Below are 14,416 nucleotides of genomic sequence, written 5' to 3' on the forward strand. Positions count from 1 at the left end.
TATGCTCACTCGTAGCAAATGCTCACACTGAGCACATGTCGCCGAGGAGGGCGCAATGTCCATCGCCACATACGACAAGGTCCGTAGCCACATCCCGCCGGTCGAGTGGGCCATGGTCGAGCCGGAGATCCGGGCGATCGAGGCCCTCAAGCGCGAGCACGACGCGGTGATCCTGGCGCACAACTACATGACCCCGGAGGTCTTCCACGGTGTCGCGGACATCGTCGGGGACTCCCTGGCCCTGGCCCGCGAAGCACAGACCGTCGAAGCGAGCACCATCGTGCTGGCCGGCGTGCACTTCATGGCCGAGACCGCCAAACTGCTGAACCCCAGCAAGCGGGTGCTGTTGCCCGACCTTCGCTCCGGTTGCTCGCTGGCCGAATCCATCACTCCTGCAGACATTGCCGAGCTGCGCCGCCAGCACCCGGGCGTCCCGGTCGTGACCTACGTCAACACCTCCGCCGCGGTCAAAGCCGCCAGCGACATCTGCTGCACGTCCGGCAACGCGGTCGAGATCATCGAGTCCCTCGGCGTTGACAAGGTCATCATGATCCCCGACCAGTACCTGGCGCGGAACATCGCCGCCCGCACCGGTGTCGAGGTCATCACGCACCCCGGTGCCTGCGAGGTCCACGAACGCTTCACGCCCGCTGACATCCGCCAGATCCGCGACGACTTCCCCGGCGTGACCGTGCTGGCGCACCCCGAGTGCCCGCCGCCGGTCGTCGCCGAGGCGGACTACGCCGGATCCACCGCGCAGATGCAGGACTTCGTGGTCCGCAACCAGCCGCGCCGGGTCGCACTGATCACCGAGTGCTCGATGAGCGACAACGTGGCCGCCGACAACCCGGACGTCGAGTTCGTCCGACCGTGCAACCTGTGCCCGCACATGAAGCGCAACACGCTGGCCGCGATCCGGCGCAGCCTGGAACTCGGTCAGCACGAGATCACCCTGGACCCCGCGCTGGAGGCTCCGGCGCGGCGGGCCATCGAGCGGATGCTGGAGGTGCGCTGATGGAACCCGTCGTCATCGTGGGGTCCGGGCTGGCCGGACTGACCACCGCCTGGGCGCTCGCTCCCCAGCCGTGCGTCCTGATCACCAGCGGCCCACTCACCGGCGGCGCCGCGTCAATGTGGGCGCAGGGCGGCGTGGCCGCGGCCTTGGGCGCCGACGACCGACCCACCCTGCACGCGCAGGACACGTTCGTGGCCGGCGCGCGGTACGGCGACCGGCAGGTCATCGACCGCATCACCGCCGCCGCGCCCGACGTTGTGCGCGAACTCGCCCGGCTGGGAGTGCCATTCGACCGTACGCCGAGTGGAGACTTCGACCTCGCCCTCGAGGGCGGCCACGGCCGGCACCGCGTCGCCCACGCTGGTGATCACAGCGGCGCCACGATCACCAGGGTGATGGCCGGCCTCGTCGCCGACCTGCCGTCCGTGACGGTTCGCGAGTTCAGCACGGCCGTCTCCCTTGCCACTCACGCCGGTCGTATCACTGGGGTCGACGTGCGCGACGAACGCACTGGCCTTGTCGAACACCTGCCCACCGACCGGGTCGTCCTCGCCACCGGTGGAGTGGGTGGCCTATTCGCACACACCACCAATCCGATCACGGCCACCGGTCGCGGCGTGGCGCTGGCCGCGCGGATCGGCGCCCGCACCGACGACCTGCACCTGGTGCAGTTCCACCCCACGGCCCTCGACGTCGGCGCCGATCCGATGCCGTTGCTCACCGAGGCGCTGCGGGGCGCCGGAGCGGTGCTGCTGGCCGACGGACGCCGGTTCGTCGATGAGTTGCAGCCCCGAGACATCGTCGCTGCGGCCGTCTGGGAGCAGTTGACGGAGGGTCGACGCGTCGTGCTCGATGCTCGCGAGATCGCCGATGTGACAACGCGATTCCCCTCGGTCACGACTCTCGCGGCCGAGCATGGCCTGGACATCGCGACGGACCTGCTGCCTGTCCGGCCCGCGCTGCACTTCAGCATGGGTGGCATCACCACGGACGCGGCTGCGCGCACCAGCGTGCCCGGGTTGTGGGCGGTCGGAGAGTGCAGCCGCACCGGCCTGCACGGCGCGAACCGCCTGGCGTCGAACTCACTACTCGAAGCCGTCGTCACCGGGCAAGCGGCGGCTGCTTCGGCCGATGCCTTCGATGGCACCTGGCCGGTCCGCGCCGGCGCTGACCCGGACTCCGTTGTGGCGTCGAGTGATTCGCAGCATGACCCCGCCGTGCTCGCTGCGGTCCGCGAAACGCTGGACACCTACTGCGGTGTGCTGCGTGACGCCGAGGGGCTGCAACTCGCGGTCGACCGATTGGCGCCGCTCACCGGCACCAGCGATGCGGCGTACGTCGGGTGGTTGATCGCCCGCTCGGCCCTGGCCCACCCGTTGAGTGTCGGCGCCCATCGGCGCACCGACGAGCCGGTGCTGGCGGTGAGCGCATGAGCGCCGAACTTCAGCGGGTTGTGCGAACGGCACTGGCGGAGGACCTGGGACTGGTCGGCGATCTGACCAGCCAGGTGACAGTTCCCGCCGAGGCCCACGGCACGGCGTACGTCGTCGCTCGTGAACCCGGTGTGCTCGCCGGGACTGCCACGGGTGTCGCGACCTTCGCAGAGGTCGACCCCTCGGTCGTCGTCGACTGGCAGGTGCAGGACGGCGACCGTTTCGAGGCTGGCACCGTCATCGGATCCTTCACCGGGAGCGCCCGATCCATCCTCACCGGCGAGCGAACCGCACTCAACCTGCTCGGGCACCTCACTGGAATCGCCACGCGCACAGCCGGATTCGTCGAGCTCGTGGCAGGCACCAAAGCGGTCATTGCGGACACCCGCAAGACGACGCCCGGACTGCGCGCCCTGGAGAAGGCGGCCGTCGTGGCGGGCGGTGGCGTCAACCACCGGTTCGGTCTGCATGACGCGATCCTGGTCAAGGACAACCACATCGGCCTCGGCGGTGGGCTGGTTCCCGTGCTGGATCGGCTCGCCGCGCACGCATCGCACCTGGTGCGGGTCGAGGTCGAGGTCGACACCCTGGATCAGTTGGCGACCCTGTTGAAGTACGACGCGCAACGGCTCGCCGATGACCGTCCTCCCGTGGTGCACGCCGTGCTGTTGGACAACATGGGACCGGAAGAGTTGGCCCAGGGCGTCGGCATGGTCCGGGCGCACGCAGCGCCATTGGTCGTGGAGGCCTCCGGCGGAGTACGCGAGGAAACCGTGCGCGGGCTCGCCGAAGCCGGCGTCGACGTGATCTCGGTCGGTGCGCTCACCCACAGTGTCCGCTGCCTTGACCTCGGTCTCGACCTGCGCGACCTCGGATGAGTCATAGCGGGTCGGTGAAGTCCGCGTCAACGATGCTGAGCATGCGCCGTCACCACCCCAGCAGCCGACGCACGACGGTGTCCGCCAATAGTCGACCGCGGACGGTCAGGACCACCCGTCCCGGCCGACGCAGCGCCGGACCAGGGACGACCAAGCCGTCCGAGATCAACTCCGCGACCGCCGAACGCGCCTGCGGGTCAAGGGATTGCAAAGCAAGTCCCTCGATCCGGCGGATACCGAGCAGGACCCGCTCGTGTTCCTGTTGTTGCTCATCGAGGATCTCGCGCCCTGCACCTGGGCTGTCGCCGTCGCGCACCAGCGCCGCGTAGCGCACGGGGTGTTTGACGTTCCACCACCGCACTCCCCCGACGTGACTGTGCGCCCCCGGTCCGACGCCCCACCAGTTGCCGCCCGACCAGTAGGCCTCGTTGTGCCGGCATCGTGTCGCCTCGGAGCGGGACCAGTTGCTGATCTCATACCAGCCGAAACCCGCTGCGGACAGGACTGATTCGGCGAGCTCATACTTGTCCGCCTCATCGTCGCCCGTCGGCATCGGCAACTCCCCGCGACGGACTTTGCGCGCCAGCGCCGTCCCGTCCTCAACCGTCAACGCGTACGCGCTGATGTGATCGGGCTCCAACGCAGCAGCGGCGTCGAGGCTTGTTTGCCAGTCCGCCAGCGATTCCCCCGGCGTGCCGTAGATGAGATCGAGACTGACCTGCAGCCCGGCGGTTCGTGCGGCATCGACCGCCCGGCCCACCCCCGCCGGGTCGTGCGTGCGATCCAACGTAGCCAAGACCTCTGGCACCGCCGACTGCATCCCCAGACTCACCCGGGTGAAGCCACCGTCGGCCAACCGCTGCAGACTCTCGGGCGTCACCGAGTCCGGGTTCGCCTCGGTCGTGACTTCGACCTCCTCGCTCAGGCCGAACTCCTGACGCACCCCGTCCAGCAGCCGCACCAAGTCGTCGGCGGCGAGCATCGTCGGTGTCCCGCCGCCAATGAATACCGTTGATACGGGGGGTGTTTGGCCAAGTACTCGGTGAGCCAACCGGACCTCGGCGAGGGCTGAATCGGCGTACGACGCAATTGAGGCTCCTGGTCCCAGCTCGCCCAGGGTGTAGGTGTTGAAATCGCAATAGCCACAGCGCACCGAGCAGAACGGCACGTGCAGGTAGATGCCGAACGAGCGCTGTGCCAAACCGTCCAACGCGTGCGTAGGCAGGGAGCCGTCGGCCGGCACCGGTTCACCCTCGGGCAGGATCGGCATCAGGCGGGCTGGGCGGCCTTCTCGGTCGCCGTCTTGATCTGCGACACGTAGATCGGAATCACCCCGCGCACCACGACCGTCCCGTCGTCGAGCGTGGCCGTCACCCGCACCGGGACGTCGAAGGGTGGTTCCTTGGCCCAGTCGGCGGGGTCGGTCTGCGCGGTGCAGGTGACGTCGCCCGGAGTCTTGGTCAGGTAGTCCAGTTCGATCCCGCGCGGCAGCCACCGCAGATCCGCCGGAATGGTGGCCTCGGCGACCAGACCCATGGCCGCCTCCATCGCGTTGGCGATGGCGAGCGCGTGCACCGTGCCGATGTGGTTCTGCACGTGCCACCGTTTGCGGATGCGCACGACGGCCCGGTTGGGTTCCATCTGCTGGATCCACGGTCGTACGGTTGAGAAGTACGGCGCCTTGAACATGTAGGCCAGTGAAAACGCCTGCCGACCAAAGGGTTTGGCACAGGCCTTGCGATAAGCGTCGTAAACGGCGGTCACTGGATTCTCTCTCGTGGGATACGGCGGACGTGAACGTCGCGGATGATGCGGTCGGCCTGTAGGCCCTTGCGTTCGAACCGCGTCATCACCCGTCCGTCGAAGCGCGGCGCGAAACCGCCGTGCTCGCCGCGCGGGTCGACCTCGCCGTCGCCCGGGTCGGCGAGGCGGCCGCGGTAGGGGTTCTCAAAGTCCGGATCACCCTCCACGACGTCTCGGATCTGCCAGGCGTAGTCGGCCCAATCGCTGGCCAGCCGCCAGCTACCGCCATCGACGAGAACGCGGGCGACCACGGCGGCGAACTCTGCCTGCACCAGGCGTCGCTTGTGATGCTTGGTCTTCGGCCAGGGATCGGGAAAGAAGGTCCACAGCTCATCGACAGCACCTGCTGGCAGGAAGTCGCGCACCGTGGGCAGCGCGTCGGCCGGCAACAACCGCAGGTTCTCGACACCGGCGTGGGCGGCCTTCGCCACGGTCTGGGCGATGCCGGGACGCCAGACCTCGATCCCCAAGAAGTCGCGACCCGGGTCAGCTGCTGCCGCTGCCACGATGCAATCGCCCGCGCCGCCCCCGACCTCGACCACCAGTGGAGCCCGACGCCCGAACGCCGCCAGCTGGTCGAACGGCGCCCCCGCCGCGACCGTCGTACCGTCCATCGGGACGTCGAGAAGGTAGGCCTGCGAATGGTTTTGCAGCGCACGATGATGCCGCTGCGGCATCCGGCCGCCGCGGCGGGTGTAGGAGCGGGTCGGTGTTGGCGGGCGCGAGTCAACCTGCGGCGCAGCAGACATCGGCTACTTCTTGGCCTTGTCGGCCGCGCCACCGTCCTGGGACAGCGCCGCGATGAACGCCTCTTGGGGGACCTCCACAGAGCCCACCATCTTCATCCGCTTCTTGCCCTCCTTCTGCTTCTCCAGCAGCTTGCGCTTGCGGGTGATGTCACCGCCGTAGCACTTGGCCAAGACGTCCTTGCGGATCGCCCGGATCGTCTCGCGCGCAATCACCCGGGCACCGATGGCCGCCTGGATCGGGACCTCGAACTGCTGACGCGGGATGAGGTCCTTGAGCTTGTTCGCCATCATCACGCCATAGGAGTACGCCTTGTCCCGGTGCACGATGGTGCTGAACGCGTCCACGGTGTCGCCCTGCAGCAGGACGTCGACCTTCACCAGGTCGGCTTCCTGCGAGCCGTCGTTCTCGTAGTCCAGCGAGGCATAGCCCTTGGTCCGTGACTTCAGCGCATCGAAGAAGTCGAAGACGATCTCCGCCAGCGGAAGGGTGTAGCGCATTTCGACCCGCTCCGGCGACAGATAGTCCATCCCCCGCAGCGTGCCGCGCCGGGACTGGCACAACTCCATGATCGTGCCGATGAACTCCGCAGGAGCGAGAATCGTTGCCCGCACGATGGGTTCGGTGATCGAGGCGACCTTCCCGTCCGGGAACTCACTCGGGTTGGTCACCGTGACCGTGGTGCCGTCATCGAGTCTCACCTCGTAGACAACACTGGGCAGCGTCGAGATCAGGTCCAGGTCGAACTCCCGCTCGAGCCGCTCCCGGACGATCTCCAGATGCAGCATGCCCAAGAAGCCGACCCGGAAACCGAAGCCGAGCGCCGCGGAGGTCTCGGGCTCGTAGACCAGCGCCGCGTCGTTGAGTTTCAGCTTGTCCAGGGCGTCGCGCAGCAACGGGTAGTCCGATCCGTCGATCGGATAGAGCCCGGAGAAGACCATCGGTTTGGGGTCGCGATAGCCACCAAGTGCTTCGGTCGCGGGCTTGGCGGCGTTGGTCACGGTGTCACCGACGCGCGACTGCCGTACGTCCTTCACCCCGGTGATCAGATAGCCGACCTCACCGACACCCAGGCCCTTGGACGGCACCGGCTCGGGTGAGATGACGCCGATCTCCAACAACTCGTGCGTCGCCTTGGTCGACATCATCGCGATGCGCTCACGGGGAGTGAGTGCGCCGTCGACGACCCGCACGTAGGTGACCACGCCGCGGTAGCTGTCGTAGACCGAGTCGAAGATCATCGCGCGTGCGGGAGCCGACGGATCTCCTTGCGGCGCAGGGATATCCGCGACGATCTGGTCCAGCAAAGCCTCGACGCCCATACCCGTCTTACCCGAGACCTGCAGGCAGTCACTGGGTTCGCAGCCGATCAGGCCCGCCAACTCCTCGGCGTACTTCTCGGGCTGCGCTGCCGGCAGATCGATCTTGTTCAGCACCGGGATGATCGCCAGGTCGTTCTCCATGGCCAGATACAGGTTGGCCAGCGTCTGTGCTTCGATCCCCTGCGCGGCGTCCACCAGCAGGACCGCGCCCTCGCAGGCGGCGAGGGACCGGGAAACCTCGTAGGTGAAGTCGACGTGCCCCGGAGTGTCGATCATGTTCAGGCAGTACGTCGATCCGGCCACTTCCCAGGGCATCCGGACGGCCTGGCTCTTGATAGTGATCCCGCGCTCGCGCTCGATGTCCATCCGGTCGAGGTACTGGGCCCGCATCGCGCGGTCGTCCACCACACCGGTCAGTTGCAGCATCCGATCGGCCAGGGTCGACTTGCCGTGGTCGATGTGGGCAATGATGCAGAAGTTTCGAATGACCTCCGGCGGGGTTGCCGCGGGAGGAAGGGAGTGACGGGCGGACGGGGACAACAAACACCTCGGGACGACTCGGCCGGTAAGGCTCCATCGTCCCATGCCGGGCCCCGTTGCCAATAAAGCACTAGTCACCCTGCCCGAACAATTGCGCTCATGAGTATTGCCGGACGTGATCTGGATCACCTAACGTGTCAGCGCGCGGTCGGACTTACCGATCCGTAGGTAACGATGGAGGAAGGCCTCCCATGGCATCACGCATCCCCACCGGCTCCCGGGCAGCACTGATCGGGGCGGGCGCGGTCGCCGCGGTCGCCTCCGCCGTGGCGTTCTCGCCCGGCGCCGACGCCGCCACCCTGACGCTGAACCACACCGGCACCATCACTACCCACCTGGCCTCGCAAAACCAGGACATCGTCTTCCAGACCACCGAGAAGACGAAGGTCGACGCCAACACGTTCGCCGTGACTTCCACCATCACCCCCAGCGACGGCAGCGCCTGGTTCAAGCCGGTGGGCCTGAACCTGGCCAAGTTCTGGATTTCCATCCAGCCCACCGGCCCGGCCACCGGTGGCGTGACCTTCAACCCCGATGGCACTGGCAATCTGACGATCGACCAGCCGTTGAACATCCAGGTCAAGCAGGTCCTGCCGTTCGGCTGGAACGCGAACCTGGTCGGCAACAACTGCAAGACGGCCACCACGACCACGCTGCGGTTGTCCGGCACCGTCGGCCTCGATGACGAGGGAGCCTCGGACATCTTCGGACCGCTGACTCTCACCGGCACGCTGGACATCCCCAAGTTCACCAACTGCAACGGGTTCGACGGCCTGGTCAGCTCGATCGCCTCTGGCCCCGGCAACGCCGTGACGGTGGCACTGGGCGCTGCATCCTGAGCACGACGATTCCGGTGACCTGAGCGGGCCGGGCGGCGGCAGCGGACCTGCCGGCGCCCGGCCCGCGATCGCCGGGCAGACCCAACGGAGCCAACTACTGCGATTCGGTTGAAAAGGTGACTGGCATCACATATGGTGCGAGGGCGGGTTACTGATCCGTAACTAAGCCCCGAACGAAGGAGTTCACCTCATGGCTCGTCCCACAATGACCGGGCGCAGCGCCGTCGTCGTCGGCGCCAGCGCGGTCGCGGCAGTTGCCTCGGCCGTGGCGTTCTCGCCCGGCGCCGACGCTGCCACTCTGACGCTGAAGCACACCGGCACCATCACCACGCACCTCAAGACCCTGAACCAGGACCTGGTCTTCCCGACCAGCGAGGTGACGAAAGTCGACGCCAACACGTTCGCGGTGAGCTCCACGATCACTCCGGGGACCGCCCGCGGCAGCATCGACCTCGGGGGCGTCATCCGAGTCGTCACCATGCAGGTCGCGATCCTGCCGGACGGTCCGGCCACCGGCCAGACCACGTTCAACCCGGACGGCTCCGGCGGAAACCTCACCGTCACCCAGAAACTGAAGATCCAGATCCAGCGGGTCGAGCCGATCGGGATCAAGGAGATCAACCTCGTCCCGAACACCTGCATCAGCAGCAAGCCGGCGTCCCTGAACCTGACCGCACCGATCGGTTTGGACGACGAAGGGGCGTTGAACATCTTCGGCCCGATCAACCTCAAGGGCACGCTGGACATCCCGGCGTTCGCCAACTGTGGTCTGCTGCTCACCCCGTTGCTGAACGCGATCGCGAGCGGCCCGGGCAACGACGTGACCATCGCGTTGGGCGCAGCCGCCTGAGTCTGCTTTCCCCGACGGCGGGGTTGGTGCGGTCCTACCGCACCGACCCCGCCGTTCGCGTGTCGACCACCCGCGCGGCCAGACGCGGCAGACACGCCTCGGCCGTGACCACATCTGCGGTGAGGTCCCGGTCGCCACGGTCCTGCGCCGCCGTGCGCAGGCCCTCCAGCTCAGCCCACTCCGGCCAATCGGCGGCGTCGGCGAGCCCCCGCGCGGCGATGACCAGCTCCGCGCCGATCAGCGTGCTCAGGTGAGCAGTGCCCGACACCATCGCAGCGGCCAGCTGGCTGGTGTAGGGCGCGAACTCCTCGACCCCCGCCGACAGCGGCACCGACAGGGCGCCGTACGTCGCGTCCCACCCGGCCACCTGCGCCGCGGCTGCCGCAGCCAGGAACTCCAACGGCATCGTGCCGCTGGCCCCCGGGGTGCCATCGGTCAGGAACGCCGAACGTCCGGTCACCGCTGGCTGACCCAGGGCGCAGATGCGAGCGGTGCCCGCCCGGGCCGCATCGGCGAGCGCATTCACCACCGCTCGCAGCGCGGCGCGCAAGTAGTTGGTGTAGAAGCCACCGTGATGAACCACGGTCCCGGCCGCGAACATCGGATTCTCGCTTCCGGTGCGGATGGCCTGCTGGATGACAAACGTCGCATAGTCCAACTCGTCCAACAACAGTCCGTGCACGTGCGGAACCGTGCGCAAGGAATACGAGTCCTGGATCCGCGCACCCCGGCGATCCTGCGGCCAGAGCGCAGTGAGCACCTCACAGACGACCGAGACCCCGCGGTACGGCGCTGCGGTCGCCGCTTGCGGACCGAACGCCTCCGGATTGGCGCGGCTGGCGCGGGCGCTGAGCGCGGTCACCGCCAACCAGGCGTCACTGAGGTGGCGCAGCTGCTCCAGTGCCAGCGCGGCGTCGGCCAAGGTGGCAGCGTTACTCGAGATCAACGGCAGCCCGTCCCCCGGCTGCAACAGGCCCGGTCGGTCGGCCAGCAGCCAGACGCCGATCTCGGCGAACACCGACAGGTCACCGGTACCGATCGCCGTACCCTCGTGCACGTCGGGTAGGTCGTCCTCGGCGAGCGCCTGCACCAAGCGGTCCACCACCTCCAGCGGTACCCCGCCGTGCCCGCCGGCGCACTGGGCGATCCGGATCGCGACCAACGCCCGCGCCCGCTCACGGGACCGGATCGCTCCGGTGGTCGTGGCGTGGGAGGTGAGCAGACGGCGTAGCTGGGCCTCGTCGTCGGTGACCGCCGCGATCCGCTGGGCGCCCACCCCCGTCGTACGCCCATAGACCGGGCGCTGCGCACTGATCCGCCCGGCTTCGGCGTGTGCATGGCGGATCGCCGATCGGGCGGTGTCGGTGAGCACCAGAGTCGCCTCTCGCCGCGCAATGGCCGCGACGCCAGGAAGATCGAGTTCGCCCGGCACGATGGTGCGCATGTCCACCCCTTCTTAGTGGTTTCGCACGGACTCCCGCGAAGTGTCCGACCAATAGGCAAGACTGCCAGCCATGATCCGCTTCGAGGCAGTGACCAAGAAGTACGACGACGGGACCACCGCCGTCGACCACCTCGACCTCACGGCGCCGACGGGCAAGATAACGGTGCTGGTCGGCCCGTCGGGGTGCGGGAAGACGACCAGCCTGCGGATGATCAACCGGATGATCACCCCGACCTCGGGCACGGTGTTGATCGACGACCAGGACACCGCCTCGCTGCCGGCGGCGAAACTGCGGCGCGGGATCGGTTACGTGATCCAGCACGCCGGGCTCTTCCCGCATCGCACCATCGTGGACAACATCGCCACCGTGCCCGTGCTGAACGGAGTCAGTCGTCGGCAGGCGCGCACGCAGGCGCTGGAGCTGATGGAACGGGTCGGCCTCTCCCCCGATTTCGCCAAGCGCTACCCCGCCCAGTTGTCCGGCGGGCAGCAACAGCGGGTCGGTGTCGCGCGGGCCCTGGCGGCAGACCCACCGGTGATGTTGATGGATGAACCGTTCTCTGCCGTGGACCCAGTGGTCCGCGACCAGTTACAAGACGAATTCCTGCGCCTGCAAGCCGAATTGGGCAAGACCATCGTCTTCGTCACCCACGACATCGACGAGGCCATCAAGCTCGGCGACCAGATCGCGGTGCTGCGCGTCGGCGGCACCCTTGCGCAACTCGCGTCGCCGCACGAGCTTCTGACCAGACCCGGTGACGCGTTCGTCGCCGGCTTCGTCGGGCGCGACCGGGGCTACCGCGCATTGGGTTTCGCCGATGCCGACCTTCCGGTTTCGGGCGAACCGACCGTGCGGCTGGGTGACGATGTCGGCTCCGGTGCGCAGTGGGTGCTCGTGCTGGATCACGGCGACGCGCCCCAGGGCTGGATCGATCGACGTACGACGAGTGGCCAGGTCACCGCGGACATTCTGCGTCGGGGCGGAACCCTTGCGACACAGGGCGGTTCGTTGCGCAGCGCGCTGGATGCCTGCCTGTCCTCCCCGTCCGGCCGTGGCGTCGTCGTCGATGACGCCGGCCGCTTCGTCGGCACGTTGCGGTTGGAGACGGTCATCGCCAGGATCGAGGCCGATGCCGCCGGGTCGCAGGAGGTGCCGACCTGATGTTCAGTTACTTCCACGATCACTTCGCCGAGGTGATGACCGAGTTGTGGGCGCACACCTGGCTGTCCACCGTGCCGGTGGTCATCGGGCTGTTGCTGGCGCTGCCACTGGGCTGGATCGCGCGACGGTATTCGTTCACCTACCCGCCGATCATGACCGTGACCGGTTTGCTCTACACGATCCCGTCGATCGCGTTGTTCGTGCTGATCCCACCGCTGCTGGGGCTGGATCCCCTGACACCGCTGCAGGTTCCGATCGCGTTGACCATCTACTCGGTGGCGTTGCTGGTGCGCGTCGTCGCGGACGGCCTGGGCTCGGTGAGCGAAACGACCACCAACGCAGCGACCGCCATCGGATACACCGGTCCGCGGCGATTCTTCGCCGTTGACCTGCCGATCGCCGTACCGGTCATCAGCGCCGGGGTGCGGGTCGCGGTCGTCTCCAACGTCAGCATCGTGGCGGTCGCCGGCACGATCGGCATGACCAACCTCGGCTCGCTGTTCGATCAGGGCTACCAACTGTCGGTCAACGGGCCCTACTACCCGCCGATCCTGCTCGGCCTGGTGCTGTGCATCCTGCTGGCGCTGGTGTTGGACGCGCTGGTGGTGCTGATCACCCGACTGCTCACGCCGTGGCGGCGCGGCGCAGACTCAGCGATCGGAGCGCCGGCATGATCGGCCAGGTCCTCGAGTGGTTGAACGATCCGGCCCACTGGCGCAACATCGGCCCGTACACCGGCATCCGCACCCAATTGCTGACCCACATCTGGTACTGCCTGATCGCGATGTTCTTCGGTGTCCTCATCGCGGTGCCGTTGGGTCTGTGGATCGGGCACACCGGCCGGGCCAAGTGGGTCGTGTCGGCTGCCAACGCACTGCGCGCGATCCCGACCGTCGGTCTGTTGATCCTGCTGGTCGTGATGATCGCGCCGCACTTCACCGGTCGCACCTCGGCCGGCTTCTTGATCCCGACGTTGATCGTGCTGGTCATCCTGGCGATTCCCCCGTTGCTCGCCGGTACCTACTCCGGCATCGACAACGTCGACGACAGCGTGCGCGACGCGGCGTACGGGATGGGCATGACGGGCCGGTCGGTGCTGTGGAAGGTGGAGGTGCCCAACGCGCTGCCGTTGATGTTCTCCGGATTGCGCTCGGCGGCACTACAAGTCATCGCCACGGCCACGATCGCGGCGTACGTCACGCTCGGGGGTCTGGGCCGGTTCATCTACGACGGCCTGGCCCAACAGGATTACCCCCAGATGATCGGTGGTGGCGTCTTGGTCGCTGGACTAGCGTTGGTCACCGATATTTTGCTCGCCATAATCCAACGTTATGTAGTTTCACCCGGGGTATCCGGCCGCTTCCGTCGGGCCACCGCCTCGGACCAGAAGGGGTCAACCGACCCCACCGAATTAGCCCTGGAGTTGTCATGATCAAACGTTCGCTCGCCGCTGCGACCATCGCCGGACTTGCCCTCAGTCTGGCCGCCTGCGGCAAGGACAGCGCCGCTGGCAACTCTGCCTCGCCCGGCGGGTCAGGGGGCGCCACCATCGCCTCGCAGATGATCTTCGGCGGTCCGGCCGAGTTCCAGACCCGCGCCGATGGTCTGCCCGGACTGACCAAGCACTACGGCGTCACGTTCAGCAAGTTCATCACGACCGACACGGGCGGGCCGGTCACCGTGACCGCACTGAAGAACGGCCGGATCGACGCCGCGAACCTGTTCACCACCGACCCCTCGATCAAGGCCAACGATTTCGTCATCCTGACCGACCCGAAGTCCAACTTCGCGGCGCAGAACGTGACCCCGATCGTCAACAAGGCCAAGGCGACCCAGGGCGTCAAGGACGTGCTGAACTCCATTTCGGCGAAGCTGACCACCGCCGACCTCGGCAACCTGGTCGGCGCCGTCCAGAACGACAAGAAGGACCCGGAGGTGGTCGCCAAGCAGTGGCTGGCCGACCACCCGCTGGGCACGCCGGCCAATGCCGCTTCGGGGGTCACCTTGACGGTCGGATCGGCCAACTTCCCGGAGAACGTCGTGCTCGCCTGGATCTACGCCGATGCTTTGAAGGCGGCTGGAGCCAACATCACCACGAAGCTGAACATCGGTAGCCGCGAGAAGTACTTCCCGGCGTTGAAGTCCGGCTCGATCGACGTCTTCCCGGAGTACAACGGCGCACTGCTGAGCTACCTGGACAAAGACTCCACGGCCACCAGCACCGAAGAGGTGGACGTAGCGTTGGCGAAGGCGCTGCCCAGCAACCTGGAAGCCCTCAAGTCCTCCCCGGCGCAGGATTCCGACGCGATCGTCGTCACGAAGGCCACCGCTGAGAAGTACAACCTCACCTCGATCGCCGACCTGGCCAAGTCAGCGTCCTGAC

General features: G+C 67.4%; 14 protein-coding genes. 9 read left to right on the plus strand and 5 right to left on the minus strand.

Annotated elements, in window-relative coordinates; all coding sequences use genetic code 11:
* The first annotated feature begins 55 nt into the window (after positions 1-55).
* From nadA to nadC, 3 genes are read left to right on the plus strand one after another with little or no spacing between them, the layout of a single operon-like run.
* Complete coding sequence (gene nadA / locus DR843_RS08395; protein WP_109684951.1) at positions 56-1,015, plus strand: quinolinate synthase NadA; 960 nt, start codon at positions 56-58, stop codon at positions 1,013-1,015.
* Positions 1,015-2,448 carry an L-aspartate oxidase gene (locus DR843_RS08400; RefSeq protein ID WP_109684952.1) on the plus strand — a complete coding sequence of 478 codons (1,434 nt, stop codon included), beginning with the start codon at positions 1,015-1,017 and terminating at the stop codon, positions 2,446-2,448. Before nadA ends, DR843_RS08400 begins: the two co-directional genes overlap by 1 nt.
* Positions 2,445-3,326 (plus strand): carboxylating nicotinate-nucleotide diphosphorylase, encoded by an 882-nt coding sequence (gene nadC, locus DR843_RS08405; protein ID WP_109684953.1) that lies wholly within the window; start codon positions 2,445-2,447, stop codon positions 3,324-3,326. Before DR843_RS08400 ends, nadC begins: the two co-directional genes overlap by 4 nt.
* 49 nt (positions 3,327-3,375) lie before the next feature.
* Here the strand turns inward: nadC and hemW are convergent, their stop codons facing one another.
* From hemW to lepA, 4 genes are read right to left on the minus strand one after another with little or no spacing between them, the layout of a single operon-like run.
* Positions 3,376-4,596 carry a radical SAM family heme chaperone HemW gene (hemW, locus tag DR843_RS08410; RefSeq protein ID WP_109684954.1) on the minus strand — a complete coding sequence of 407 codons (1,221 nt, stop codon included), beginning with the start codon at positions 4,594-4,596 and terminating at the stop codon, positions 3,376-3,378.
* A complete protein-coding gene (locus DR843_RS08415; RefSeq protein ID WP_109684955.1) occupies positions 4,596-5,090 on the minus strand; it encodes a hotdog fold domain-containing protein in 495 nt (164 codons plus the stop codon). Before DR843_RS08415 ends, hemW begins: the two co-directional genes overlap by 1 nt.
* The gene (gene trmB, locus DR843_RS08420) at positions 5,087-5,878 is read right to left on the minus strand and encodes a tRNA (guanosine(46)-N7)-methyltransferase TrmB (RefSeq protein ID WP_109684956.1); all 792 of its coding nucleotides are present in this window, start codon (positions 5,876-5,878) and stop codon (positions 5,087-5,089) included. The genes DR843_RS08415 and trmB overlap by 4 nt, the downstream gene beginning before the upstream one ends.
* A gap of 3 nt (positions 5,879-5,881) precedes the next feature.
* Positions 5,882-7,738 carry a translation elongation factor 4 gene (gene lepA / locus DR843_RS08425; RefSeq protein ID WP_245934061.1) on the minus strand — a complete coding sequence of 619 codons (1,857 nt, stop codon included), beginning with the start codon at positions 7,736-7,738 and terminating at the stop codon, positions 5,882-5,884.
* Between the two features lie 191 nt (positions 7,739-7,929).
* Between lepA and DR843_RS08430 the strand changes: the two genes are divergently transcribed.
* Both DR843_RS08430 and DR843_RS08435 read left to right on the plus strand, forming a co-directional pair.
* Positions 7,930-8,577 carry a hypothetical protein gene (locus DR843_RS08430; protein ID WP_109684958.1) on the plus strand — a complete coding sequence of 216 codons (648 nt, stop codon included), beginning with the start codon at positions 7,930-7,932 and terminating at the stop codon, positions 8,575-8,577.
* Positions 8,578-8,767: 190 nt separating this feature from the next.
* Positions 8,768-9,427, plus strand: coding sequence for a hypothetical protein (locus tag DR843_RS08435; RefSeq protein WP_146202518.1), 660 nt, complete (start codon positions 8,768-8,770; stop codon positions 9,425-9,427).
* A 34-nt stretch (positions 9,428-9,461) separates the two neighbouring features.
* On the opposite strand, the gene DR843_RS08440 is transcribed toward DR843_RS08435, so the two are convergent.
* On the minus strand, positions 9,462-10,871 hold the full coding sequence (locus DR843_RS08440) for an aromatic amino acid lyase (RefSeq protein ID WP_109684960.1): 1,410 nt from the start codon (positions 10,869-10,871) through the stop codon (positions 9,462-9,464).
* Positions 10,872-10,941: 70 nt separating this feature from the next.
* Here DR843_RS08440 and DR843_RS08445 point away from each other — a divergent pair, with 70 nt between their 5' ends.
* Genes DR843_RS08445 through DR843_RS20365 form a run of 4 tightly spaced genes read left to right on the plus strand, consistent with a single transcriptional unit; the run spans position 10,942 to position 14,415 of the window.
* On the plus strand, positions 10,942-12,033 hold the full coding sequence (locus DR843_RS08445) for an ABC transporter ATP-binding protein (protein ID WP_109684961.1): 1,092 nt from the start codon (positions 10,942-10,944) through the stop codon (positions 12,031-12,033).
* Entirely contained in the window at positions 12,033-12,707 is a 675-nt protein-coding gene (locus tag DR843_RS08450; protein ID WP_109684962.1) for an ABC transporter permease, read from the plus strand. The genes DR843_RS08445 and DR843_RS08450 overlap by 1 nt, the downstream gene beginning before the upstream one ends.
* Positions 12,704-13,465 (plus strand): ABC transporter permease, encoded by a 762-nt coding sequence (locus DR843_RS08455; RefSeq protein ID WP_109684963.1) that lies wholly within the window; start codon positions 12,704-12,706, stop codon positions 13,463-13,465. Before DR843_RS08450 ends, DR843_RS08455 begins: the two co-directional genes overlap by 4 nt.
* The gene (locus tag DR843_RS20365) at positions 13,462-14,415 is read left to right on the plus strand and encodes a glycine betaine ABC transporter substrate-binding protein (protein ID WP_211310204.1); all 954 of its coding nucleotides are present in this window, start codon (positions 13,462-13,464) and stop codon (positions 14,413-14,415) included. The genes DR843_RS08455 and DR843_RS20365 overlap by 4 nt, the downstream gene beginning before the upstream one ends.
* Position 14,416 lies beyond the last annotated feature (1 nt).

The organism is Branchiibius hedensis, assembly GCF_900108585.1.
GTDB lineage: Bacteria > Actinomycetota > Actinomycetes > Actinomycetales > Dermatophilaceae > Branchiibius > Branchiibius hedensis.

Coding starts and splice junctions, on each gene's coding strand:
- DR843_RS08450 (WP_109684962.1), top strand. CDS start 12,033: ATGTTCAGTTACTTCCACGATCACTTCGCCGAGGTGATGACCGAGTTG.
- nadC (WP_109684953.1), top strand. CDS start 2,445: ATGAGCGCCGAACTTCAGCGGGTTGTGCGAACGGCACTGGCGGAGGAC.
- DR843_RS08455 (WP_109684963.1), top strand. CDS start 12,704: ATGATCGGCCAGGTCCTCGAGTGGTTGAACGATCCGGCCCACTGGCGC.
- DR843_RS08440 (WP_109684960.1), bottom strand. CDS start 10,871: ATGCGCACCATCGTGCCGGGCGAACTCGATCTTCCTGGCGTCGCGGCC.
- hemW (WP_109684954.1), bottom strand. CDS start 4,596: ATGCCGATCCTGCCCGAGGGTGAACCGGTGCCGGCCGACGGCTCCCTG.
- DR843_RS20365 (WP_211310204.1), top strand. CDS start 13,462: ATGATCAAACGTTCGCTCGCCGCTGCGACCATCGCCGGACTTGCCCTC.
- nadA (WP_109684951.1), top strand. CDS start 56: ATGTCCATCGCCACATACGACAAGGTCCGTAGCCACATCCCGCCGGTC.
- DR843_RS08430 (WP_109684958.1), top strand. CDS start 7,930: ATGGCATCACGCATCCCCACCGGCTCCCGGGCAGCACTGATCGGGGCG.
- DR843_RS08400 (WP_109684952.1), top strand. CDS start 1,015: ATGGAACCCGTCGTCATCGTGGGGTCCGGGCTGGCCGGACTGACCACC.
- DR843_RS08435 (WP_146202518.1), top strand. CDS start 8,768: ATGGCTCGTCCCACAATGACCGGGCGCAGCGCCGTCGTCGTCGGCGCC.
- DR843_RS08445 (WP_109684961.1), top strand. CDS start 10,942: ATGATCCGCTTCGAGGCAGTGACCAAGAAGTACGACGACGGGACCACC.
- trmB (WP_109684956.1), bottom strand. CDS start 5,878: ATGTCTGCTGCGCCGCAGGTTGACTCGCGCCCGCCAACACCGACCCGC.